Origin of the sequence: Pseudomonas sp. zfem003 (genome assembly GCF_032621675.1) — a bacterium.
In the GTDB taxonomy this organism is placed as follows: domain Bacteria; phylum Pseudomonadota; class Gammaproteobacteria; order Pseudomonadales; family Pseudomonadaceae; genus Metapseudomonas; species Metapseudomonas otitidis.
On sequence record NZ_JAVYJG010000011.1, the window covers coordinates 137,360 to 159,036 of the forward strand.

Consider the following 21,677-nt stretch of genomic DNA (forward strand, 5'->3'; position numbering starts at 1 on the left):
CTGTTCGGACGGGTGGGCCGGCGCGCCAGGCTCAGGCGACGCGCACGTCACCCGCAGCCCCGCGCCGGAGAGCTGGTTGTAGAAGCACGAACGGCGCCCGGTGTGGCAGGCCGGGCCGGCCTGGTCCACCTGCAGCAGCAGCGCATCGCCGTCGCAATCCAGGTGGGCGCTCACCAGGTGCTGCACATGCCCGGAGGTGTCGCCCTTGCGCCACAGGCAGCGGCGCGAGCGCGACCAGTAGCACGCCCGCCCCTCCTCCAGCGTGGCCCGCAGGGACTCGGGGTTCATCCACGCCAGCATCAGCACCTCGCCACTGTCGTACTGCTGCGCCACGGCGGGGATCAGCCCATCGGCGCTCCAGGGAATGGCCGCCATCACCGCCTCCAGATCCCGCCCGGTGCCGGCCGGGCTCCGCTCCAGTTGCAGCCAGAAGCTCATGGCGCCAGCGCCTGCAGCAGCCGCTCCACGTTCTGCCGGTACATGCCCAGGTAGGTGCTGGCCGGGCCCTCGGCCGCCAGCGCATCGGAATACAACGTACCGCCCACCCGCGCGCCGGCCTCCTCGGCGATCTGCTTCACCAGCCGTGCATCGCGGATGTTCTCCACGAAGATGGCGCGCACCCCCTCCGCCCGCAGCTGGCGGATCAAGCCCGCCACCTCGGCAGCGGAAGGCTCGGCCGCATCGCTGACGCCCTGGGCTGCGAGGAACTGCAAGCGCCACTCCTGGGCGAAGTAACCGAAAGCATCGTGGCTGGTCAGCACCCGGCGCCGCTCCGGCGGCAACGCCATCAGGCGCGGGGCGATGCTCTGGCGCAGAGCCCCCAGGCGGCCCAGCCAGGCATCCCGCCGCGCCTCGAAGGCCGCCGCGCGGGCCGGCACCAGTTGCACCAGCGCCTGGGTGATGTTGCGCGCGTAGATCTCCGCATTGCCCAGGCTCTGCCAGGCGTGGGGGTCCACCAGGCGCTGGTCGTCCTCCAGCACCGTCATCGGCACCACGCCCTTGCTCGCGTCGATGCGCGTGCCGCGCGCCTCGCCGTTGGCCAGCAGGCGCTCCAGCCAGGGCTCGAAGCCCAGCCCGTTGGCGATCACCAGGTCCGCCTCCAGCACCGCGCGCACCTGGGCCGGAGCGGGCTCGAAGACGTGGGCATCGGCATCCGCCCCCACCAGGTTGGTGAGCTGGATGTCGTCCCCGCCGATCTCGCGGGTGATGTCCGCCAGGATGCTGAAGGTGGTCACCACCCTCGCCTTCTCCGCAGCGGACAGTGAAACGGGCAGGCACAGCAACAGCACAACGCACAGGCGCATGAACATGCGGGGGCTCCTCAACAGGGCACGGGAAGGGGCGCGCGTCGCAGCAAGCCGTGGACCGGCCCGACGAACACCGAAATCAGGTAAGCGAGCCCCGCCAGCAACACGATGCAGGGGCCGCTGGGCAGGTTGGCGTGGAACGACAGCAGCAGCCCCAGCCACACGCAGCTCGCGCCGATGCCCGCCGCCGTCAGCAGCAGCACCGGCAGGCGCCGGCTCCAGAAGCGCGCCGCAGCGGCCGGCAGCATCATCAGCCCCACCACCATCAGCGCACCGATGGCGTGGAAGCCGGTCACCAGGTTGAGCACCACCAGCGCCAGGAACAGCGCATAGGCCGGCGCCCCGAAGCGGCTCACCCCACGCAGGAACACCGGGTCGAAGCTGTCCCACAGCAGCGGGCGGTAGATCAGCGCCAACAGCGCCAGGCTCGTACCGGCCACCGTCAGCATGCTGCGCAGCGTCTCGCCGTCCACCGCCAGGGCCGAGCCGAACAGCAGGTGCAGCAGGTCGATCCGGCGCCCGGCCAGCCCCAGCAACAGCACACCGCCCGCCAGGGAAATGGGGTAGATGGCCGCCAGGCTCGCATCCTCCCGCAGGCCGGTGCGGCGGGTGATCCACGCGGCCAGCCCGGCCATCCCCAGCCCCGCCACCAGGCCGCCGAAGGTCAGCGCCGGCAGGCTCAGGCCAAAGAACCAGAACGCCAGCGCCGCACCGGGCAACACCCCATGGGAAATGGCATCGCCGATCAGGCTCATGCGCCGCAGCATCAGGAACACCCCGAGCGGCCCCGCGCTGCACGCCAGCGCCACCCCGCCCAGCAGCGCCCGCTGCAAAAACGCGAACTCCGCAAAGGGTTGCCAGAGCGCCGTAAGCATCAGGCCACCTGCTGGCGGGTCGGCGCCGGCAGCAGCACCCGGCTGGCGCCATGACGGCAGCCGTCAGAGCGGATCAGCAGGCAGCGCGGCAGGCGCTCGCGCACCGCCTCCAGGTCATGGCAGACCACCAGCTGCGTGCGCCCCTCCCGCTGCCAGCGGGCGATGCGCTGCCAGAGAATCGCCTGGCCCTCCGCGTCCAGTGCCGCGTCGGGCTCGTCCAGCAACAGCAGCGGCGCGTCCATCAGCTCCAGCCGCGCCAGCAAGGCCCGCTGCAACTCCCCGCCGGAAAGCGCCAGCAGCGGCTGGTCGGCCAGCGCCTCCAGCTGCCAATCCGCCAGGGACGCCTCGCAGCGCCTGCGCCGCTCCACCCGGCTCAAGCGGCTGCGCCACAACCCCGCCATCGCCAGCTCCCCCAGGCTGAGGGGGAACTGCCGGTCCAGCGCCTGTTGCTGCTGCAGAAAGCCCACCGCCCCCAAGCCCGCCGCCCCGACGCTCACCCGCCCCGCCAAAGGGCGCTGCAAACCGGCGATCACCCGCAGCAGGCTGCTCTTGCCGCACCCATTGCGCCCCACCACCGCCGTGAGGCTGCCGGCCGGCAACGCCAGGGAAAGCGGCGGCGCCAACGGCCGCGCAGGCGGCCCCCATTGCAAGGCATCGAACTGAAGCATCGTCAGGTCCAGGGCGTGGGAGAAAGGGCTGTAGGAAAACGCAAATGTTATAAAGTAACAAATCGCGCTTCACAACCCATTTCCCCGCGCACGCCCCCTCCCCTTTTCCAACCCGAACGCCAACCGGCACCCACCGCTAAGCGGTTGATCGCCCTTCGAAAAATTCTGAAAAGTGGGGTTGACAGAGGCAGGAAGCGAGAGAATAATGCGCGCCACGTTGGCTACGTAGCTCAGCTGGTTAGAGCATAGCATTCATAATGCTGGGGTCCGGGGTTCAAGTCCCTGCGTAGCCACCATACAAAACAAAGGGTTAGCTTCGGCTAACCCTTTGTGCTTTCTGGGGTGTTCATTTCTTGAGGCTCCTCCCTTCCTAGATTCGCTTTACCTCCCCGAATAATCTCCCTTAACCTCCTGTGGCCTTTTAGCATCACAAGGAGGTTTTGATGTTCGGTATCCCATGGAACGAATTGCTTCTGCCATTCGCCTGCGCAGTAGGGGCGATTTTTGGCAGCATCGCTCAAGCAATAGTCGCCACCATTCAGATTGATGGTCCCCCTAACAAGCTCGGCATACTCGAAATAGCCCCGCCGGAACTCGCAAAGATCAGAGGAGCGTGGATGTCCATGCGGATCTTTGTCGGCGCGGTACTAGGATTTGTCTTTGGTCTTTATTTCGTAGGCTCAATCAACGAAACAGTCGGCACCTTCTGCAAGATCTGGGCGTTGTCATTTGTCGTAGGCTATGCGGCTCCCAAAATTTGGGCAGCTCAGGAACAGTCACTTCTGAAGCAAGTGGGTGTAGGTCACGCAGGCCCGAACACTCCTGGCCCAACACCTCCGTCTAACGAATCACAAGGAGGCCGTGAATGAGCATTGAGCTGGACGAAATTCTGAGTAGCTCAAACAAGCTGTACATGACAATAGAAAGCCTCCTCAAGCATGCATCGATAGAAGATTCCAACCGAGCAGATGCCAGCTTCATCACATGCGCTCTTTCACTTGAGCACGGCAAAGGCCTTCAATATCTAATCCAGGTTGGCAACGCCGTTTCTGCTACAGCCTTGCTTCGATTGCAATTCGAAGCTCTGGTTCGGGGGATCTGGCTCTGGTATGCAGCAAATGAATTGCAACTCGAAAAATTCACTAGTCCACTTACAACTGACTCAGAGCAAGCTGCGAAAGGGTTACCTGGCCTAGATGAGATGCTAAAGAGGCTTACCACCACGCCAAGCGTTCCACCGATGGCGGTATCACAGCTAAAGCACTTCAAGGAAGTTCAGATAAAGGCACTAAACTCCTACGTTCATGGAGGTATTCATGCGTTCCGACGGCATGCCGAAGGATTCCCCCTTCCGTTGGCCATACAAGTCCTGAAAAGCTCTAATGCGCTTGCTGTCATGTCATCAATGATGATGGCCACTCTAACCGAGTCGACGGACATAATAGTTTCCGTAAAAAAATTGCAAACAAAATTCCAAAATTGCCAGCCCCCTCTGCTCTACCCCGCAGCTCGGACGGGCACTAACCACACATAATAATTCAATAATAATATATATAGACCTACCTCTTTCAACCCCCACAAAATGGGCCCCGCGAAACTAGCACAACTCCAAAAATCTAAAAACCCACATTACATTGGAACGTAAAATATGAGCTACCAAGGAATTTTATTTCCAGATAGAGCAGAAGACATTCACCAACCGTCTTATAACTCATATAGGATTTTTCTTGATTTTTGGCAGCCGCTAGCAAATAAGCTAAGAGATCTTTATGAGCCTGTATTTTTGCGCGGCACAACAAGAATCCTACTAATACATGCACCACAGGGTGGCGGAAAGACAATGTTCGCCACAAAGCTAGCAAATGACTTCAAATCTACAACCAACCAGAAGCCCATCACAGCCTCGAAAGAAAACCTATGGCATAGGATTAGCGGAGGAACAGATGGCTACACCGCCAAACTAGATGAGAACCTTATTAATGGCGCAACAAATACAACCTCCGTCATCAACATAACAAACGACTCATCTGTAAACGGAACGCTAATAAATGAAGACAAAAAATGGCTCACAGAATTAATACCAAAAATTGAATTAAATACCGATCGCCGCTGGATTGTGATTCTAGACAATGCTGAGCGGGGCCATTTTATACAATCGCTCCTAGATCTATCAGATGCCGAATTCATGGAGCGAAAAGACGACAAAAGCACTATTCAGATAGCAGCACAGCGCTTCGTAGGCTACGCCAGAACCAAACTTAGAGGATGTCTCTTTGTAATCCTAACTAACAGCCAAACTTTCAAAGAGCACCTAACCGAAGCTATCAACTCTCAACACCAAGGAATGTTAGAGGCCACTTCACTCCCACTACCAGGCGCCCAGGAAAAAGAAACAGTAGTACGAGTAAACACAAACCGACTCAACAATTTTTCTTACTGGTATTGCTTAGACAAGGCTGGCCCCAATGAAAAAATTGCCGTTTACAATGCATTAAACGGAGCAGAAACCTTCCCCGGTTCATTTGCTGCTGTTGATGCGGCGATTAAATCCTCTACTCGAGTTGGCCGATCCGCTAACACATGTCTATTGAGCTTGATTATATTCACAAAGGACACAGACAAGTCCGAGATAGATAAGCTCGGTACAATTTGGCGTGAAGAAATAAATTATAAGTGGCTGTCAGTAACTACATTTAATGGTGGATGGGCAACCAAAATTAAGAACACAAGAGAGACAGCACTACTGGAGTCTGAGTGGAATCTTCGAGTCATCACTATAGGCGAGGAATTCATAAAAAGCTTACTTACCCAGACCCCAAGAGACCTAGACCTGTGCAGCAAACTAATATCAAAGCTTAAGAAAAACTTTGGCGCCGGCGTTTACCAAAAAACTCTTGAACAGCATAGAAGCGAAATAAGACAGCTTATTGATTCCTGGACTACAAACAACAACTCAGATATAGAAACCAATTTCTGGTCACTTGGACAGCGCAGATCCACAATTTACGAACCAATACTCACAAAAATTCTAAATAACTACAACAAAACATCGCCTGGTTTCCTATCGTGCAGACCAGACACTGTAATATCCAAATTCACACCCTGCTCAATTCTCTCTGCAAAAACATCAGAAATCAAAGATATCAACAGGGCAATTCGCAGAGAAGCACACACATTTGAGTTTACAGCAATACAAAACCCGACAGCAAAAAACATTCAAATCTATCTTGATGGGAAGCTCAAAGGCTACATTGAAGTTGTTCAAGAGCAATAATCGACCGAGCCAGGAAGCTCTATCACAACACCAATACCAAATATCAGCCTTAGACATAGATAAAAAAAGGGGCTTAAGGTCTAACTTGGATATATATAAAGGATTAGCTTCTGCTAATCCTTCTTTATTTTCACCGAAATTTGGCTCTCTCAGTTGGCTAAGCTAATAGGCACTGAGATACCTCACTTTTATGGCACGCATCGCGACTACCTGCGCCAACCGCTCTTATCCACACCTCCCGCATATACAGCTCCTCCGGCAGCACATAGCCCCAGCGCCCCCGGATATCGGTGCGGGGTGCGCGGGGGCGGCGGGTGGCGGCTGGGACGGGGCGCCATTGGCCGTAGGGCGTGGGGGTGAGGATGCAGAGCAGGCGCAGTGCGGGGCGCGCCTGCTGGGGGTGAACAGCCTTGTTCATATGAGCTCCCGGTTATGGCGGTTGGTGCGCTGGTTGTAGGCGTTGAAAGCGAGGCGGTCGAGGCGCTTGATTTCAGCCTGGGTTACATCAAGTCCCTCCAGACGAAGGCTGGCGATGTAGTTGGATTGGCGAACTTTGGCGAAGTAGGCCTTTTTGACCGCTAGGGACGAAGTGGACATGGCGTACGTCTCTCGCTGAGTACCTAAAGCAGGCGCAATGCGGGGCGCGCCTGCTGGGGGTGAACGGCCTTGTTCATATGAGCTCCCGGTTATGGCGGTTGGTGCGCTGGTTGTAGGCGTTGAAGGCGAGGCGGTCGAGGCGCTTGATTTCGGTGGTGTCGAAGGTGTTTGTGTCCTGCAGGGCGTCGAGGTAGCCGCCCATGCGGATGTAGTAGGCGAGCGCGCGTTCCGAGTCGGAATAGCGGATGGCCTTGAGGAGCAGGCGCAGTTGAACGTTGATGGCTTTCATTGGGCGTAGTCCCCCGCGCTGAACACTGTTTTACCGCTCTCCAGGTCGAGGCGGATGCGGTGCAGGTTGATGACGCGGCGCCGGCCGATCTTCACGGTGGGGATGGTGTTGCTCTCGACCCAGCCGCGCACCACGTCCTCAGTGATCTCTCCGAGACCCAACATTTCAGCCAGGACGAGCTGCGTGCAGAACGGTGCATCGCGGAAGGTGGTGATACGCATGGGATTCCCTTCATAGGAAAGCCCCACTATTCCAGACTGTTCCATAGTTCTTGCCCTATACTCCTCAAGATTTTCTATCAAATAGTTCGTTTCAAACTATTTGAAATAACCATAGGGCGAGAATTCGCGCTTTTCAAATTATTTGATCTATTTATTTGTAACAAATGAGTAATATTGCCGAGCGCGTCAGGACACTAGCTTCAATCATTGGCATGGATCGCCTGGTCCGTGAGACGCCCATCGGCTCAAACCGGTGGCGAACCGTGCTGTACAACAAGGACATTCGGGTCAGCACGGTTGAGGTAGAAGAGCTCTGCAAGCTCTTCCCGGCCTACCGCTGGTGGCTAATCACCGGGGAAATTGCGCCAGAAATGGGACAGAGCAGCCCCGAACACGACGGTCTGATCGCCCCGCCCTCCCAGGCCTAGCGCCGCCTTTTATCTTCCCCGCCCGGTGCCCCACGCTATGCGGCGCCGGGCCCTTTCCTCTCCTGATCCCCCGGCTTCACGCCTACCCTCCCCCGCTGCGCGCGGCCAACTGCTCATGCAAGGACCACGCGAAGGCGTAGGGCTGTTCGCGCCGGCTGAAGGTGGCCTCGGCCTGGTGCCAGCGCGCTTCATCCAGCCCGCTGCGGGCGATTTCGTGGGCGAGTGCATCGATCTGCCGTTCGAGGGTGCTGCCCAGGCCGGCGGTGACGGTGAGGGGCAGGCCAAACAACGGCCGCCCGATGAAGGCGGGGTAGCGCTCCACCGGCACATCGAGGGCGGTGGCCTGGATGCCCAGCAGGACGATACGGCCCTCGGCATCCACCACCTCCAGCCCGTACGAGCCGCCATCGCTCAGGGCCCAGCCGTCGAGGCGCTGGAGGGGGTAGGCCAGGCGGGGCACCTGGGTGAGGTAGAGGTAGCCGGCGGCTGCGGCACTGGCGGCGAGTGCCAGGGTGAGTGAGGTGATCCCTAACGCGCGTTTCATCGAGGCCTCCTTGCGGGTGGGCGAAGCCTACAGGGCGCGGGGCCTGGCGGGCCATGGCGGCTTGCCGGGGCGCTGAAAGCGGAACTGGCCGGTCATCCCCCCGGTGGGAAAAAGTTGTACAAGCCTCTTGCGCAAACTTATACGCAGCAGTAGAAAAGCTATACAAATTTACTGAATGTACAGCTTTAGAGGACTCGACCATGCCGGCCTACCGCGCGCCGCTCCGCGACATGCGCTTTGTGTTCGATGAAGTACTCGACGCCTATTCGCACCTGCAGGCGCTGCCGTCCCAAGGGGAATTCGGCGCGGACCTGGGCAGCGCGATCCTCGAAGAGGCGGCGCGCCTGGCTGAGGGTGTGCTGGCCCCGCTGAACAGCTCGGGCGACAAGGAAGGCTGTCATTACGACCCGGCGACCCGCGCGGTGAAGACGCCCGCCGGGTTCCGCGAGGGTTACCGCCAGTTCGCCGAAGGCGGCTGGACGGCGCTGGCCTGCCCCACCGAGTTCGGCGGCCAGGGCCTGCCCCACGTGCTGAACATGATGGTGGAGGAGATGGTGTGCTCGGCGAACCTGTCGCTGGGCATGTACCCGGGCCTGACCCACGGCGCCATCAATGCGCTCTCCGCCCACGGCACCCGCGAGCAGCAGGAGGCCTACCTGCCGAAGCTGATCAGCGGTGAGTGGACCGGCACCATGTGCCTGACCGAGCCGCAGTGCGGCACAGACCTGGGGCTGATCCGCACCCGCGCCGAACCCCAGGCGGACGGCAGCTACGCGCTGAGCGGCACGAAGATCTGGATCACCGGCGGTGAGCACGATCTGGTGGAGAACATCGTCCACCTGGTGCTGGCCCGCCTGCCCGACGCGCCGGCCGGGGTGAAGGGGATTTCGCTGTTCCTGGTGCCCAAGTTCCTCGCCGATGGCGGCCGCAACCCGGCGTTCTGTGGGGGGCTGGAGCACAAGATGGGCATCAAGGGCTCGGCCACCTGTGTGATGAATTTCGAGGGTGCCAAGGGCTGGCTGATCGGCGAGCCCCACAAGGGCCTGCGCTGCATGTTCACGATGATGAACTCGGCCCGCCTGATGGTCGGCATGCAGGGCCTAGGCATTGCCGAGAACGCCTACCAGATCAGCCTGGGCTTCGCCCGTGAGCGCTTGCAGAGCCGCTCCCTGAGCGGGCCGAAGGCACAGGACAAGCCGGCCGACCCGATCCTGGTGCACCCGGACGTGCGGCGCATGCTGCTGCGCCAGAAGGTGATGATCGAAGGCAGCCGCGCGCTGGCCTACTTCACCGGCCTGCATCAGGACATCGCCCACAACCACCCGGACGCCGAGGTGCGCCAGCAGGCGGACGATCTGGTGCAGCTGCTGACGCCGGTGGTGAAAGCCTTCCTCACCGATGAGGGTTTCGCCTGCGCCAACGAGGGTCTGCAGGTGATGGGCGGCTCCGGCTTCACCGAGGACTGGGGCATCGAGCAGCTGGTGCGGGACTGCCGCATCACCCGTATCTACGAGGGCACCAATGGCATCCAGGCGCTGGACCTGGTGGGCCGCAAGCTGGCCCTGGGGGGCGGCCGTGCGGTGCGTGGCTTCTTCCAGTTGGTGGGTGAGTGGCTCAAGGCCAACCCCGAGGCGGCCCACGTGGCCAAGGTGGACAAGGCGCTGCGCCAGTTGCAGCAGGCGACCATGTGGCTGGCCACCGAAGGCATGAAGGACCCGGAACAGGCCGGCGCTGCGGCCACGCCCTACCTGCGGCTGTTCGCGCTGACCGCGCTGGCCTGGCTGTGGGCCCGCATGGCTCAGGTGGCCCAGGCCAAGCTGGACGCCGGCAGTGAGGAGAAGACCTTCTACGGCGCCAAGCTGAAGTCCGCCGACTTCTACATGACCCGAACCCTGACCGAGACCGACGGCCTGCTGGCCGAGGTGATGGCAGGCAAAGCATCCCTGATGGCGTTCAACGAGGACGAGTTCGCCGCATAGCCAACCCTCCCCCTCCGTATGCGCACGCCGGCAATCCCTCCCTTTTTTGATTGCCGGTTTTTTTTTGCCCGGAATTTGGTCGGCCCGTGGGCCGGCTGGGCCGTCGTAGGGCGGGTTTCAGCCCACCGGCCAACACCGATCGGGACCGATGCGGTTCGCCGAGCTCACCGCATCCCACGAGCAGGCGATGTGCCGGTTTATGGGAGTGAGTTCGTTCGCGATGGGGCGGGAATGGTCAGCGCCGTTCCCGGGCTGAAGCCCGGGCTACGAGGGACAACGTGCCGGCCCACTGCCATTCGTACAGGCACACACCGTGGTGGATCGCGCTTCATCGATCCACCAACGGAGCCATACCGGATGCCCATGGTGGGCAGGAAAAGCATCGCGAATGAGTTCGCTCCCATGGGGTGCGTCATGGGGCCGTGTCGAACGCCATTGGTGGATGGAAAGAGCGCCATCCACCCTACGCCCCGAGAGGCGATGTGCCGGTTTGTGGGGGCGAAATTATTTGCGATTGGTCGGGGAGTGATCGGGCCGCGCCCATGGGTGAAGGCGCACCCCGTAGGGTGGATCGCGCTTTATCGATCCACCGGCGATGGCTTGTCGGGTGTCGACCTGAGCCCTTGAAACAGACAAACCATCATTCCGAAGACAGGATTCTCTGAGGCTTTCCTCCATCCGGCGAGTACGAGATGAAATGTGGGTCATTCGGTCGCTGAACCCACAGGCGACCACACGCCTCGCACTCGTACATCGTCGTGAAGAGTTCGCAGGTCAAGCTAGACAGCTTTTCGATAAAGAAGTCGTCCTCTTTAAGACAGCTGCCATACGCCTCATGCACCAGCTCGGATAGCCGCCCCTCAGCCATGGCAATTCTCATGCTGGCGAACAGCGCTTCTACCCGGTCGTAGAACATCTCTTCACGGTCAGCGCGCAGCAATTCGGCCTTGTAGGGTAGCGAGTCGGTCTGATCCACAATCACATGCCCGCAGCTGCATCCCAATTTGCTCATCCGGTCTCCCTCCCCTGTTTTGCGCCCGGCTTCATGGCACCGCTTCATTTATCGCGTGGGTGTTCTACACCCAACCGCCCCAAACAAAAACACCCCGCCGGGGCGGGGTGTTTGTGGGGGGGCCGTCAGGAGGCGGGGTTGCTGGTCAGGTGGGCGTCGGGTTGGTTGCCGAGCTTGAACACCTTGAAGAGCACGGTCAGCAGTACGAGGAAGGCCGGGCCGATGTAGAGGGCGATGCGGGTGTCTTCGAAGAAGGCCATGAGCGCCACCACCAGCACCAGGAAGGCCAGGGCGAGGTAGGAGCTGATGGGGAACAGCCACATCTTGAACTGCAGCTTGCCCTGTTCGGCGGGGCTGAGGCTGCGGCGGAATTTCATCTGGGCGAGCAGGATCATGGCCCAGGTCCAGATGGCGCCGAAGGTGGCGATGGAGGTGACCCAGACGAACACCTTCTCCGGCACCAGGTAGTTCAGCAGCACGCCCAGCAGCAGGGCGAAGATGGACAGCAGCAGGGCGTTGCGCGGGACGCCATTGCCGGAGGTACGGCCGAAGGCGCGCGGGGCCTGGCCGTGCTGGGCGAGGCTGTAGAGCATGCGGCCGGTGCTGAAGATGCCGCCGTTGCAGGAGCTGAGGGCGGCGGTGATGACCACGAAGTTGATGATGCCGGCGGCGGTCTTGATGCCCAGGCGTTCGAAGGTCATGACGAAGGGGCTGCCCTGGGTGCCGATCTCGTTCCACGGGTAGATGGACATGATCACGAACAGCGCGCCGACGTAGAACAGCAGGATGCGCCAGAACACGGAGTTGATGGCGTCGGGGATGGTCTTCTGCGGGTTGCGCGCTTCACCGGCGGTGAGGCCGATCATCTCCACGCCGAGGTAGGCGAACATGACCATCTGCAGGGACATGAGCACGCCCTGCACGCCGTTGGGCATGAAGCCGCCGTGGGTCCAGAGGTTGCTGATGCCGGTGGCGATGCCGCCGTTGCCGATCCCGAAGAGGATCATGCCGGCGCCGGCCACCACGAGGGCGATGATGGTGACGATCTTGATGAGGGCGAACCAGAACTCGAACTCGCCGAAGGCGCGCACGGTGATGAGGTTGACGGTGCCCATGCTCGCCAGGGCCAGGAGGGCCCAGATCCAGCGGTCCACGTCGGGGAACCAGATCTGCATGTAGATGGCGACGGCGGTGATCTCCGCGACGCAGGTCACCAGCCAGAGGAACCAGTAGTTCCAGCCGGTGAGAAAGCCCGCCAGCGGGCCGAGGTAATCCTGGGCGTAGCGGCTGAAGGAGCCGGCCACGGGGTTGTGCACGGCCATCTCGCCGAGGGCGCGCATGATCACCAGGATGGCGAGGCCGCCGATGATGTAGGAGAGCATGATGGCGGGGCCGGCCATCTGGATGGCCTTGGCCGATCCCAGGAACAGACCGACACCGATGCAGGCGCCGAGCGCCATGAGCCGTATGTGTCGTTCACCCAAACCGCGGTGCAGTTGATCGCTGCTGGACATGAAGAACCTCTTATTTTTGTAAAAGGGCTGACACCCGCCAGGGGGTAACCCGGCGGGCGCTCTCGTTTCCCGCGGGCCCGGTTTGGGCGGGCGGGAGCAGAGGACGTCCGGGGCCACAGGGCATGCCTGTCGGCCAGGCTCGGACGGCCGGCTGTTGTATAGGGGGGTGTGCCGGGGGGCAACTTGCCAATCGGCTTCCGGGTTAAAACAGCTGAATCTGCTGCGCGGACTATACAGCGCAGTGAAAATGTCTTCGATACGACGAATTGACAGGAATAGCGCGGCTGGTACGCCCGTTCTGACCCGGGATCGACGGGGAAGCCGCGATTCCTGGCCGTTTCGCCAGAAAGCCTCTGGCCAGCCTGCGTTGTGGTGTCGCAGGCCGGCGCGCGGGTCAGCGCAGCTTGGGCCGGGTGCCCAGCAGGAGGCCGGCGAAGATCATCGCGCCGCCGAGCCAGTGGTAGCCCTGCAGGGACTCGCCGAGCACCAGGTAGCCCAGCAGCGCGGTGAACACCGGCATGAGGTAGTTGGTCAGCGACACCTTGGCCACGCCGAGCACGGCGATGCCCCGGTTCCACAGCAGGTAGGCGATCAGCGAGGCGAAGGTGCCGGTGTAGCCGATGGCGGCGAGGTTGGCCGGGCTGGGGGCGAAGCCCTGGCCGCTGGCGATCTCCAGCAGGTACAGCGGCAGCAGCATGGGCACGCCGCAGAGGATCAGCGCGCCGAGGAACACCAGCGGGGGGATGCCCTGGAACCAGGCGGCCCAGCGCCGTTGCAGCAGGGTGTAGAGCGCCCAGTCGAGCACGCCGAGCAGCATGATCAGGTCGCCGGGGTTGAAGCGCAGGCCGGCCAGGGTGGCCAGGCTGCCCTGGCCGATCAGCACCAGCAGGCCGAGGATGGCGACGGCCATGCCGCCCCAGGCGCGCCGGGCCGGCCATTCCCCCAGCAGCACCCCGGCGCCGATGAAGGTGGCCAGGGGCAGGCAGGTGTTGAGCAGGGTGAGGTTGATGGCCACGGTGGTGCGCGCGGCGAAGTACATCAGCACGCTGAAGGTGCAGATGCCCAGCGCGGCCACCACCAGCAGGCGCCAGCCGGCGCGGCGCAGGGCGGCACGGTGCTGCCACAGGGGCTTGGCGATGAAGGGCAGGAGCAGCACCAGGGCGACGCTCCAGCGCCAGAAGGTCAGGGCGAAGGGCGGGATGTCGTCATGGAAGGCGCGGGCCACCAGGGCGTTGCCGGCCCAGCAGGCGCTGGCCAATACCAGGCCGGCCCAGGCGAGCGCCGGGGCGTGTGTGCGGTTCATGGGTCAGCGCACGCCCTGGGGGCGCAGGCGGTACTGCGGCGGCAACTGGTCGATGCCGCTGACGGTGACGTTGAGGTCTTTCCAGAGGCCGTCCTTGATGCCGTAGATGCAGCCGTGCACGGACAGCGACTGGCCACGGTGCCAGGCGTTCTGGACGATGGTGGTGTGGCTGACGTTGGCCACCTGCTGCATGACGTTCAGCTCGCAGAGGCGGTCGACCCGCGCTTCGTCGGTGGGGAACTGGGCGATATGGTCGCGGTGCTCGTAATAGAGGTCGCGGATGCTGCGCAACCAGCCGTCGATCAGGCCGAACTGGGCATCCTGCATGGCGGCGCGCACACCGCCGCAGCCGTAGTGGCCGGTGACGAGGATGTGCTTCACCCGCAGCACGTCCACGGCGTACTGGACGACCGACAGGCAGTTGAGGTCGGTGTGCAGGACGACGTTGGCGACATTGCGGTGGACGAACAGGTCGCCGGGCAACATGCCGACGATCTCGTTGGCCGGTACGCGGGCGTCGGAGCAACCGATCCACAGGTATTCGGGCGCTTGCTGCTTGGCCAGTTTCTCGAAGAACTGGGGGTCGTCTTCCTTGATGCGTTCAGCCCAGCGGGCGTTGTTGTCCAGCAGCTGCTGCAGGTCGCTCATGGTGCTTTTCCTCCGTTGGCCGGCGCACCTTACGGAGGGGGGCCGGCTTTGACAAGGCTGGATGCCGAGTCGGCCGGCCCGGGAGCGTGACGGCTGGGAAGGATGGGCGCGCGGTCAGTCGAGCAGGGTGCAGGCCATGACGAGGGCGTCTTCGCGGCCGCCAACGGCCGGGTAGTAGCCACGGCGGCGGCCGACTTCGTTGAAGCCGTAGCGCTCGTAGAGGCGGTAGGCCGATTCGTTGCTGGCGCGCACTTCGAGGAAGCATTCGCGGGCGTTGAGCGCGCGGGCGCGGTCCATCAGGTGCTCCAGCAGGCGCAGGCCGAGGCCGCGCCCCTGGCTTTCCGGCTTGACGGTGATGTTGAGCAGGTGCGCTTCGTCGATGATCACGTTGATCACGCCGTGGCCGACCTGCTGGGAGCCTTCGAACATCAGCCAGCAGTCATAGGACTTGATGCCGTCGGCGAAGATGCCGCGCGTCCAGGGGTGGCTGAAGGCGGCGTATTCGATCTTGAGTACGGCGTCGAGGTCCGCCTCGGTCATGGGGCGGAAGGTTACGGCATCGGTCATTCAGCGTTGTTCCAGCGGCGCATGACCCGGCGCATGGCGCGCCAGAGGTCCGCCTTGCGGTGCGGTTCGTCCATCAGCAGTTCCAGGCCGGGCACGGCCCAGGCGGCACAGAGCCCTTCGATCTGCAGTTCGCGGCCAAAGGCCTCGGCGTCGGCTTCGCCGGCAAAGCGCACGGCGGGCAGCCCCACCAGCCAGAGGCAGGCGCAGGCCGGGCCTTCTTCCAGGCGGGCGGCGAGGAAGCCCTGGAGGAAGTCGCGGGCGGCGTCCGGGCCCTGGTCCATGTTGCCGCGGGCCAGCAGCGGCCAGCGGATCGGCTCGCCGATGAGCTGCGGCGCATCCGGCAGGCCGGCGGCGCGCAGCAGGTCCTTGAGCAGCAGGTAGGCCGGGTCGCGGCTCTGGAAGCCTTCCCCGGTGGGCAGCTCCACCAGCAGCAGGCAGGCACCGGCCCGCAACAGCTGGAGGGCGAAGCGCGGCGGGGCCACCGGGGCGGCCTTCACCGGCTGGGGTGCATCCACCTCGGGCTCCGCCGCCGGCTCGGGCACGGCCACGCGGGGCGTGCTGCCCGGGCGCGGCACCTCGATCTTCGGCCGGGGCGCTGCCGGGGCTTCGGTGCGTTCGGCCACGACGGCTGCGACCGCCGGTTCCGGGCGCGCGGGGCGGACCGGTTCCGGCGTGGGCAGGGGCTCGGGCAGCACCAGCAGTTCGGGGCGCGAGGGGGCGGCGAAGGGCAGCGCCGTGCGCGGCAGCCAGGTGGCGACCTGCATGGCGTCGAGGTATGCGCGGCGGCGAAGCTCTGGGATCAAACGTCAGCTACCTGTGGATGGGCTTTGCGTACGCCGGCCTGCATGAGGTTCAGCGCGTTGAGATAGGCCTTGGCGGAGGCGAGCACTATATCCGTATCGGCGCCGTTGCCGTTGACGATTCGTCCGGCTTTTTCCAGGCGCACGGTCACTTCGCCCTGGGAATCGGTGCCCTGGGTGATGGCGTTGACGGAGTACAGCTGCAGGCTGGCGCTGGAGCGGGCCAGGCTTTCGATGGCCTTGAAGGCGGCGTCTACCGGGCCGGAGCCCTGGGCGCGGGCTTCCTGCTCCTGGCCGTCGATGCTGAGCACCACGCGGGCTTCGGGGATCTGCCCGGTGCGCGAGGTGACTTCGAGGAAGGCCAGGCGGAAGTGCTCGGGGGCTTCTTCGCCGAGGGTGTCGGAGACCAGGGCCTGGAGGTCCTCGTCGAAGATCTCGTGCTTCTTGTCGGCCAGGGCCTTGAAGCGGGCGAAGGCTTCGTTCAGCTCAGTCTCGCCGGGCAGGTGGATGCCCAGCTCTTCCAGGCGGGTGCGGAAGGCGTTGCGGCCGGAGAGCTTGCCGAGGGAGAGCTTGTTGGTGTGCCAGCCCACCGACTGGGCGGACATGATCTCGTAGGTTTCGCGGTGCTTGAGCACGCCGTCCTGGTGGATGCCGGACTCGTGGGCGAAGGCGTTGGCGCCGACGATGGCCTTGTTCGGCTGCACCGGGAAGCCGGTGATGCTGGAGACCAGGCGCGAGGTGCTGAGGATGTGCGGGGTGTCGATGCCGGTGTGCACCCCGAGGACGTCGGCGCGGGTCTTGATGGCCATGACGATCTCTTCCAGCGCGGCGTTGCCGGCACGCTCACCGAGGCCGTTGATGGTGCATTCCACCTGGCGGGCTCCGGCGGCGACGGCGGCCAGGGAGTTGGCGACGGCCAGGCCCAGGTCGTTGTGGCAGTGCACGGAGAACACGGCCTTGTCGGCGTTGGGGATGCGCGCCAGCAGCTGGCGGATGGTCTCGGCGTACTGGTGCGGGATGGCGTAGCCGACGGTGTCGGGGATGTTGATGGTGCGGGCGCCGGCGTCGATGGCGGCTTCGATGATGCGGCAGAGGAAGTCGATCTCGGAGCGGCCGGCGTCCTCGCAGGAGAACTCCACGTCGGCGCAGAGGTTGCGGGCATGGCGCACGGCGCGCACGGCCTGCTCCACCACCTGGTCCGGCTGCATGCGCAGCTTGTACTGCATGTGGATGGGGCTGGTGGCGATGAAGGTGTGGATGCGCCCGGCGTTGGCGCCCTTGAGGGCTTCGGCGGCGCGCTCGATGTCGGCCTCGACGGCGCGGGCCAGGCTGCACACGGTGCTGTCCTTGATGCTGTCGGCGATGGCCTTGACCGCTTCGAAGTCGCCGGGGCTGGCGATGGCGAAGCCGGCCTCGATCACGTCCACCCGCAGGCGCTCGAGGGCCTTGGCGATGCGCAGTTTCTCTTCCCGGGTCATGGAGGCGCCGGGGCTCTGCTCGCCGTCACGCAGGGTGGTGTCGAAAATGATGACGCGATCGTTGTTGTTCATTGTGGTCACTCTCCTCTTGTCCCGCCGGGGGTGCGGCCGAGCGCTGGCTAATGACGCCGCGGCTCGTGGCCGCGACGACGGATGGCGGATTGTGGCGCGAAACGCGCGGGGCGGGAAGGCGCGGGCGGCGCACAGGGGCGCCGCCGTACAGGCTCAGTTGATCGGCGTGGCGGTGAGGTTGGCGCGGATGTCGGCGTTCTGCAGCTTGACGCCGTACATGGAGGTGACGGCCCCGCCGGTGGGGTGCACGTGCTGGACGCGGTCGATGTCCACTTCCTTGAAGTGGACGCGCCCGTTCACCGCGAAGCCCAGCGGGTCGGGGGTGACGGGGGTGCAGCTGCTGCCGTTCTTGGTGCAGACCTTGGTGGGCGCGACGTCCAGGTTGAGGTCGGCGTTGAAGCCGTAGGTGTTGGCGTCGGGGTTCTTGGGGTCGCCGTCGGAAGTGTAGAAGTTATCCACAACCAGCTGGGCGCCGCTGCCGTTCACGCCGTTGACGCGGTCGGTCTCGAGGATGATCTGGTTGCGCTTCTCGTCGGTGGCGACGCCGTTGACGGAGCTGTCGATGGTGGTGTCGCGGACGAAGACGTTCTTCAGCTTGACCGAGACGCCTTCGTTGCCCCGGTCTTCCCAGCGGCCGCCGCTGGAGGAACAGGCGCTGGCGGTGGAACCGCTGCCGCCCACGCAGAGGGCGCCGGCCCCGCCGGAGCTGAGGGCCAGGGTGGAGCCCTGTTCGTAGCGCTTGAGCACCAGCCGGCCGAGGCTGGCGCCGGTGGCGCGGTCGCCCCAGCGCAGGTCGGAGACGTCGAGGTTGGACCAGTAGGTGCCCTTGCGCAGCTCGACGCCGTTGCTGGTGACGTCCACGGTGCCGTCGCGGAAGTGCATGTCGTAGCGGGTGCCGGACAGCCACAGGCCCTTGCCGGTTTCGTCCACGGTGATGGCGGCGCGGGCGTCGCTGACCACGAAGTCGGCGTTGTAGCCGATGCCGTCGCCCACCAGGCCGCCGGGCTTGAGGGTGATCTGGCCGTTGAGGGTGAAGTCGTAGGCCGGGAAGATTTCCATCAGCACCAGCAACTCGGTGCCGCCCTGCAGGGGTGCGTTGGCGCTGCCGACCCGCAGGCCGTCGAAGCTGTAGCTGCCCTTGAGGTTGTTGAGCCCCAGGCGCAGGCCGTCGAAGTGGCCGTTGTAGCTGCCCTTGCTCATGTCACTCTGGGTGCCGGCGTAGCACCCGGTGGCGGCGCCGCCGGCGCAACTGCGGGTGATGTCGAGGGTGAGCTGGCCGCTGCCGTAGGTGCGCAGGCCGCTGAACCACATGCTGTTGCCGTTATCGGTGAGCGAGACCGCGCTGTTGGCCATGTTCCAGCTGAGGTCGGCGGTGAGGCCGGTCAGCCCGGAGTTGGGGTCGCCGCCCGGGCGCAGGGCGATGCTGTTGCGGCGGCTGCCGTCGTCGACGAAGTTGAGGTCGATGCCGAGGCTGCCGAGCTTCTGGTTGGTGGGGTTGCCGAGGATCAGCCCGCCGAGGGTGGCGTTGAGCTTGAGGTCGGCGAAGGCGATCTGGACGAAGCTGCCGTTGGCGTCCTGCACCAGGTCGAGGGTGAGGCCGTTGAGGCTGCGCAGGGTGCCGGAGAAGTTCTCGGCGCGGAGGATGCCTTCGTCCTGGTACTGGAACAGGCTGTTGCTGATGCTGACGTCGGTGCGCACCCGCAGGCCGGAGCCGCTGGCGCCGCCGCTGGAGACGCTGACGGTGCCGCCCAGGCGCAGGTCCATGTTGAGCTTGCCGAAGCTCTTGTCGGCGCCGGGGCCGCGCAGGTCGGGGGCATCCGGGGTGACGGGGCTGGCCGTGGGGTCGCCGCTGGCCAGGTCGAGCCCGATGCCGCCGATGGCGGCGACGACGCGCGAGTTGCCGAGGTCGAGCTTGACGGCCTGGCCGTCGCCGCCGCTGACGATGTCGAGGTAGGCGTTGTTCAGGTAGGCGTCCAGGCTCATGCCCTTCACCACCAGGTCGTAGCCGTTGTCGCGGTAATAGAAGGTGACGTCGGAGAGCGACAGGCGGCTGTCGTCCACCGAGATGCCAGTGACGCCGCTGGCGCCCCCGCCCTTGAGCTTGAGCACGCCGCCGAGGGTGTAGAAGGCGCGCAGGCCGCCGAAGCTGCGGGTGCTGCCGCCCATTTCGACGCTGTTGACGTTCATGACCCGGGCGCCGCCCTGGTGCTGCACCTGCAGGCGGCCGCCGGTGACGTCCACTTGGGTGGTGGAGGTGGTGGTGGCGCCGGTGCGGGCCTGGTTGCTGACGCCCTTGAGGTTGAGGCTCTGGCCGTCCTCCTGGTAGCTGATGGAGCTGGCGGACCAGGTGCCGGTGGTGGTTTCCAGGGTGATGCCGTCCCGGCCGCTGACATCGGAGAGCGCGGAGTCGTCCAGCGCCTGCATGGCCTGGGCCAGGGGGCTGAGGAGGACCGCGAACAACGCCACTGCACGCATCGCCTGCTCCTTCTTCTATTTGGGGAACACCAGCACGCTGCCTTGCATGCGGATGCTGCCGTCGATCCGGGCGGAAAAGATGTTGGTCTGCTGGTAGGTGGCGTCGCCGCCGTTGGCGACGGTGCCGGCCTTGTTGCGCCAGCCGCCCTGGTTGGCGACGGCGAAGGCGAAGCTGCCGTCCTTGAAGCGCACGTTGTTGGGCAGGCCCAGTTCGATCACGTCCTGGTTGAAGCCGGCGCTGGCGTCGTTGATGGCGCGGGTGCGCAGGGTCAGGCCCTCGAAGCTGAACACGCCCTTGAGGTTGTCCAGCACGTACCAGCCGCCGTTGGCTTCGGTGCGGATGGCGACGCGCATGCCGCAGGCTTCGGGGGTGCTGGCACCGGCGGTGGCGCAGCTGCGTTCGTTGACCGTCCACTGCGCGGGGTTGTTGCCGGCGGGGGTGTTCCACAGCACGCCGCCGGCCTTGTTGATGCTGAACTCGCCGGAGAGGTAGACCCCGCCCTGGCCGCTGGTGGCGCTGAGGTCGGCGTCGTCCAGGGGCTTGAGTTCGGCCTGGGCGCCGGCGCAGGCAAGCAGCAGGGCCAGGGTGAGCAGACGGGTCCTAGAGGTCATGGCTGGTCACCTTCAGGTAGTTGATGCTGAGGCCGCCGATCTCGTTGTAGCCGAAGTTGTAGCCGCCGGTGGCGGGGTCGCCGGTGCCGGACTTGAGGTTGTTGATGATGATGCTGGTGCGCGGGGCGTTGGCGTAGAAGTCGTCGGCCAGGGCCTGCTTCTGCGCGGCGGTGGTGCCGGAGGCGGTGGGGTTCTGCAGCTCCAGCACGAACTGGCCGTTGCTGCTGACGTCGAACAGCAGCGGCTGGCTCTTGCCGTAGCCCAGCGCCACGGTGGCGTAGGCGCCGCTCATGAAGAGCGTGCGGTCGCGCTGCTGTTGGGCGGTGGTGCAGTTGGTGGTGCCGGCTGCGCAGGACATGAGCTGGATGCTCTTGGCGAAGACGTTAAGGCGCAGTTCGCCGACCATCTGGTTCTTCACCTTGTCGCCCCAGAGGCGCAAGTAGGAACCGTCCATGGCCAATTCGGCAATGTCGAGGTTGATGACGTCGGTGCGCCCGGCGGCGACCTGGAAGTCGAAGCGGATGCCCAGGTCGACCTTCTCGCTGGCCCGGCTGGAGCAGGTGTTGCCGCCGGTGCTGTAGCCGCTGATGCAGGCCGACCCGCCGCTGGTGAGGCGCTCGGGGAAGGTGAACTCCAGCACCGAGATGCCGCTGGGGGTGGTCTGCACCCACTGCCCGGCATCGTTGAGGGTGCGCATCGACTCGCCCCGGGCGAAGTTGAGGGTGAAGGGATGGTCGAGCCGGCCGATGGTCACCGGGTTGAGGTTGGCGCCGTTGTTGCTCCCGGTGGCCCCCAGGTAGAACTCCTTCACGGCGATGGGCACGTTCTGCCCGCTGCCGTTGGTGATGTCATTGAGGGTGATGGTGGCGCCGCTGGCGTCGAGCATCACCTTGTCCAGCACGAAGCCGATGCCGGCGCCGTCCACGGCGGACAGCTCGGAATCGTCCATGGCCTGCATCTCGGCGTTTGCCAGGGCCGGCAGCAGGCACGACAACAGGGCCAGGGTGCGCATGG

At 64.0% G+C, this 21,677-nt stretch carries 22 protein-coding genes, 1 tRNA gene and 1 pseudogene; 6 read left to right on the forward strand and 18 right to left on the reverse strand.

Annotated features, from left to right (window positions below):
* Positions 1-39: 39 nt before the first annotated feature.
* From hisI to RTK35_RS25195, 4 genes and pseudogenes are all read right to left on the reverse strand, one after another.
* Positions 40-438 (reverse strand): annotated as a pseudogene (gene hisI / locus RTK35_RS25180) (phosphoribosyl-AMP cyclohydrolase); the annotation flags it as partial.
* Complete coding sequence (locus tag RTK35_RS25185; protein WP_111261006.1) at positions 435-1,304, reverse strand: metal ABC transporter solute-binding protein, Zn/Mn family; 870 nt, start codon at positions 1,302-1,304, stop codon at positions 435-437. The pseudogene hisI and the gene RTK35_RS25185, both read right to left, overlap by 4 nt.
* 17 nt (positions 1,305-1,321) lie before the next feature.
* Complete coding sequence (locus RTK35_RS25190) at positions 1,322-2,182, reverse strand: metal ABC transporter permease (protein ID WP_316909271.1); 861 nt, start codon at positions 2,180-2,182, stop codon at positions 1,322-1,324.
* The gene (locus RTK35_RS25195) at positions 2,182-2,850 is read right to left on the reverse strand and encodes a metal ABC transporter ATP-binding protein (RefSeq protein WP_316909272.1); all 669 of its coding nucleotides are present in this window, start codon (positions 2,848-2,850) and stop codon (positions 2,182-2,184) included. The genes RTK35_RS25190 and RTK35_RS25195 overlap by 1 nt, the downstream gene beginning before the upstream one ends.
* A gap of 219 nt (positions 2,851-3,069) precedes the next feature.
* Between RTK35_RS25195 and RTK35_RS25200 the strand changes: the two genes are divergently transcribed.
* The 4 genes from RTK35_RS25200 (at position 3,070) to RTK35_RS25215 (ending at position 6,124) form a co-directional block, all read left to right on the forward strand.
* Positions 3,070-3,146: transfer RNA gene (locus RTK35_RS25200), tRNA-Met, on the forward strand.
* A 147-nt stretch (positions 3,147-3,293) separates the two neighbouring features.
* The gene (locus tag RTK35_RS25205) at positions 3,294-3,719 is read left to right on the forward strand and encodes a hypothetical protein (protein ID WP_316909273.1); all 426 of its coding nucleotides are present in this window, start codon (positions 3,294-3,296) and stop codon (positions 3,717-3,719) included.
* A complete protein-coding gene (locus RTK35_RS25210; RefSeq protein ID WP_316909274.1) occupies positions 3,716-4,384 on the forward strand; it encodes a DUF6988 family protein in 669 nt (222 codons plus the stop codon). Before RTK35_RS25205 ends, RTK35_RS25210 begins: the two co-directional genes overlap by 4 nt.
* Positions 4,385-4,498: 114 nt before the next feature.
* The gene (locus RTK35_RS25215) at positions 4,499-6,124 is read left to right on the forward strand and encodes a hypothetical protein (protein WP_316909275.1); all 1,626 of its coding nucleotides are present in this window, start codon (positions 4,499-4,501) and stop codon (positions 6,122-6,124) included.
* A gap of 414 nt (positions 6,125-6,538) precedes the next feature.
* Here the strand turns inward: RTK35_RS25215 and RTK35_RS25220 are convergent, their stop codons facing one another.
* From RTK35_RS25220 to RTK35_RS25230, 3 genes are all read right to left on the reverse strand, one after another.
* Positions 6,539-6,721, reverse strand: coding sequence for a YhfG family protein (locus RTK35_RS25220; protein WP_172434662.1), 183 nt, complete (start codon positions 6,719-6,721; stop codon positions 6,539-6,541).
* 73 nt (positions 6,722-6,794) lie between these two features.
* A complete protein-coding gene (locus RTK35_RS25225; protein WP_044403786.1) occupies positions 6,795-7,010 on the reverse strand; it encodes a hypothetical protein in 216 nt (71 codons plus the stop codon).
* Entirely contained in the window at positions 7,007-7,276 is a 270-nt protein-coding gene (locus RTK35_RS25230; RefSeq protein WP_165676758.1) for a helix-turn-helix domain-containing protein, read from the reverse strand. Before RTK35_RS25230 ends, RTK35_RS25225 begins: the two co-directional genes overlap by 4 nt.
* Before the next feature lie 218 nt (positions 7,277-7,494).
* Between RTK35_RS25230 and RTK35_RS25235 the strand changes: the two genes are divergently transcribed.
* The gene (locus RTK35_RS25235) at positions 7,495-7,659 is read left to right on the forward strand and encodes a hypothetical protein (RefSeq protein WP_316909276.1); all 165 of its coding nucleotides are present in this window, start codon (positions 7,495-7,497) and stop codon (positions 7,657-7,659) included.
* Between the two features lie 82 nt (positions 7,660-7,741).
* Here RTK35_RS25235 and RTK35_RS25240 read toward each other — a convergent pair whose 3' ends face one another.
* Positions 7,742-8,203: a hypothetical protein gene (locus tag RTK35_RS25240; RefSeq protein WP_316909277.1), complete on the reverse strand. Its 462-nt coding sequence runs from the start codon at positions 8,201-8,203 to the stop codon at positions 7,742-7,744.
* Positions 8,204-8,403: 200 nt separating this feature from the next.
* Between RTK35_RS25240 and RTK35_RS25245 the strand changes: the two genes are divergently transcribed.
* Positions 8,404-10,182: an acyl-CoA dehydrogenase C-terminal domain-containing protein gene (locus tag RTK35_RS25245; RefSeq protein ID WP_316909278.1), complete on the forward strand. Its 1,779-nt coding sequence runs from the start codon at positions 8,404-8,406 to the stop codon at positions 10,180-10,182.
* A 640-nt stretch (positions 10,183-10,822) separates the two neighbouring features.
* On the opposite strand, the gene RTK35_RS25250 is transcribed toward RTK35_RS25245, so the two are convergent.
* The 10 genes from RTK35_RS25250 to RTK35_RS25295 form a co-directional block, all read right to left on the reverse strand.
* The gene (locus tag RTK35_RS25250; RefSeq protein WP_208276471.1) at positions 10,823-11,194 is read right to left on the reverse strand and encodes a hypothetical protein; all 372 of its coding nucleotides are present in this window, start codon (positions 11,192-11,194) and stop codon (positions 10,823-10,825) included.
* 125 nt (positions 11,195-11,319) lie between these two features.
* Entirely contained in the window at positions 11,320-12,708 is a 1,389-nt protein-coding gene (locus RTK35_RS25255) for an amino acid permease (RefSeq protein WP_279862813.1), read from the reverse strand.
* A 394-nt stretch (positions 12,709-13,102) separates the two neighbouring features.
* On the reverse strand, positions 13,103-14,011 hold the full coding sequence (locus RTK35_RS25260; RefSeq protein WP_074973529.1) for a DMT family transporter: 909 nt from the start codon (positions 14,009-14,011) through the stop codon (positions 13,103-13,105).
* Between the two features lie 3 nt (positions 14,012-14,014).
* A complete protein-coding gene (gene can, locus RTK35_RS25265) occupies positions 14,015-14,659 on the reverse strand; it encodes a carbonate dehydratase (RefSeq protein ID WP_044407857.1) in 645 nt (214 codons plus the stop codon).
* A 114-nt stretch (positions 14,660-14,773) separates the two neighbouring features.
* Positions 14,774-15,226, reverse strand: a complete 453-nt coding sequence (gene rimI / locus RTK35_RS25270) for a ribosomal protein S18-alanine N-acetyltransferase (RefSeq protein WP_044407854.1) — start codon at positions 15,224-15,226, stop codon at positions 14,774-14,776.
* Positions 15,223-16,029 (reverse strand): energy transducer TonB, encoded by an 807-nt coding sequence (locus RTK35_RS25275; RefSeq protein WP_279812687.1) that lies wholly within the window; start codon positions 16,027-16,029, stop codon positions 15,223-15,225. Before RTK35_RS25275 ends, rimI begins: the two co-directional genes overlap by 4 nt.
* Positions 16,026-17,576, reverse strand: a complete 1,551-nt coding sequence (locus RTK35_RS25280) for a 2-isopropylmalate synthase (RefSeq protein ID WP_142014425.1) — start codon at positions 17,574-17,576, stop codon at positions 16,026-16,028. The genes RTK35_RS25275 and RTK35_RS25280 overlap by 4 nt, the downstream gene beginning before the upstream one ends.
* Positions 17,577-17,729: 153 nt before the next feature.
* Entirely contained in the window at positions 17,730-20,051 is a 2,322-nt protein-coding gene (locus RTK35_RS25285; RefSeq protein ID WP_316909279.1) for a DUF6160 family protein, read from the reverse strand.
* Positions 20,052-20,066: 15 nt separating this feature from the next.
* Positions 20,067-20,663: a DUF6160 family protein gene (locus tag RTK35_RS25290; protein WP_316909280.1), complete on the reverse strand. Its 597-nt coding sequence runs from the start codon at positions 20,661-20,663 to the stop codon at positions 20,067-20,069.
* Positions 20,653-21,675, reverse strand: coding sequence for a hypothetical protein (locus RTK35_RS25295; protein WP_044407842.1), 1,023 nt, complete (start codon positions 21,673-21,675; stop codon positions 20,653-20,655). The genes RTK35_RS25290 and RTK35_RS25295 overlap by 11 nt, the downstream gene beginning before the upstream one ends.
* Between the last annotated feature and the right edge of the window lie 2 nt (positions 21,676-21,677).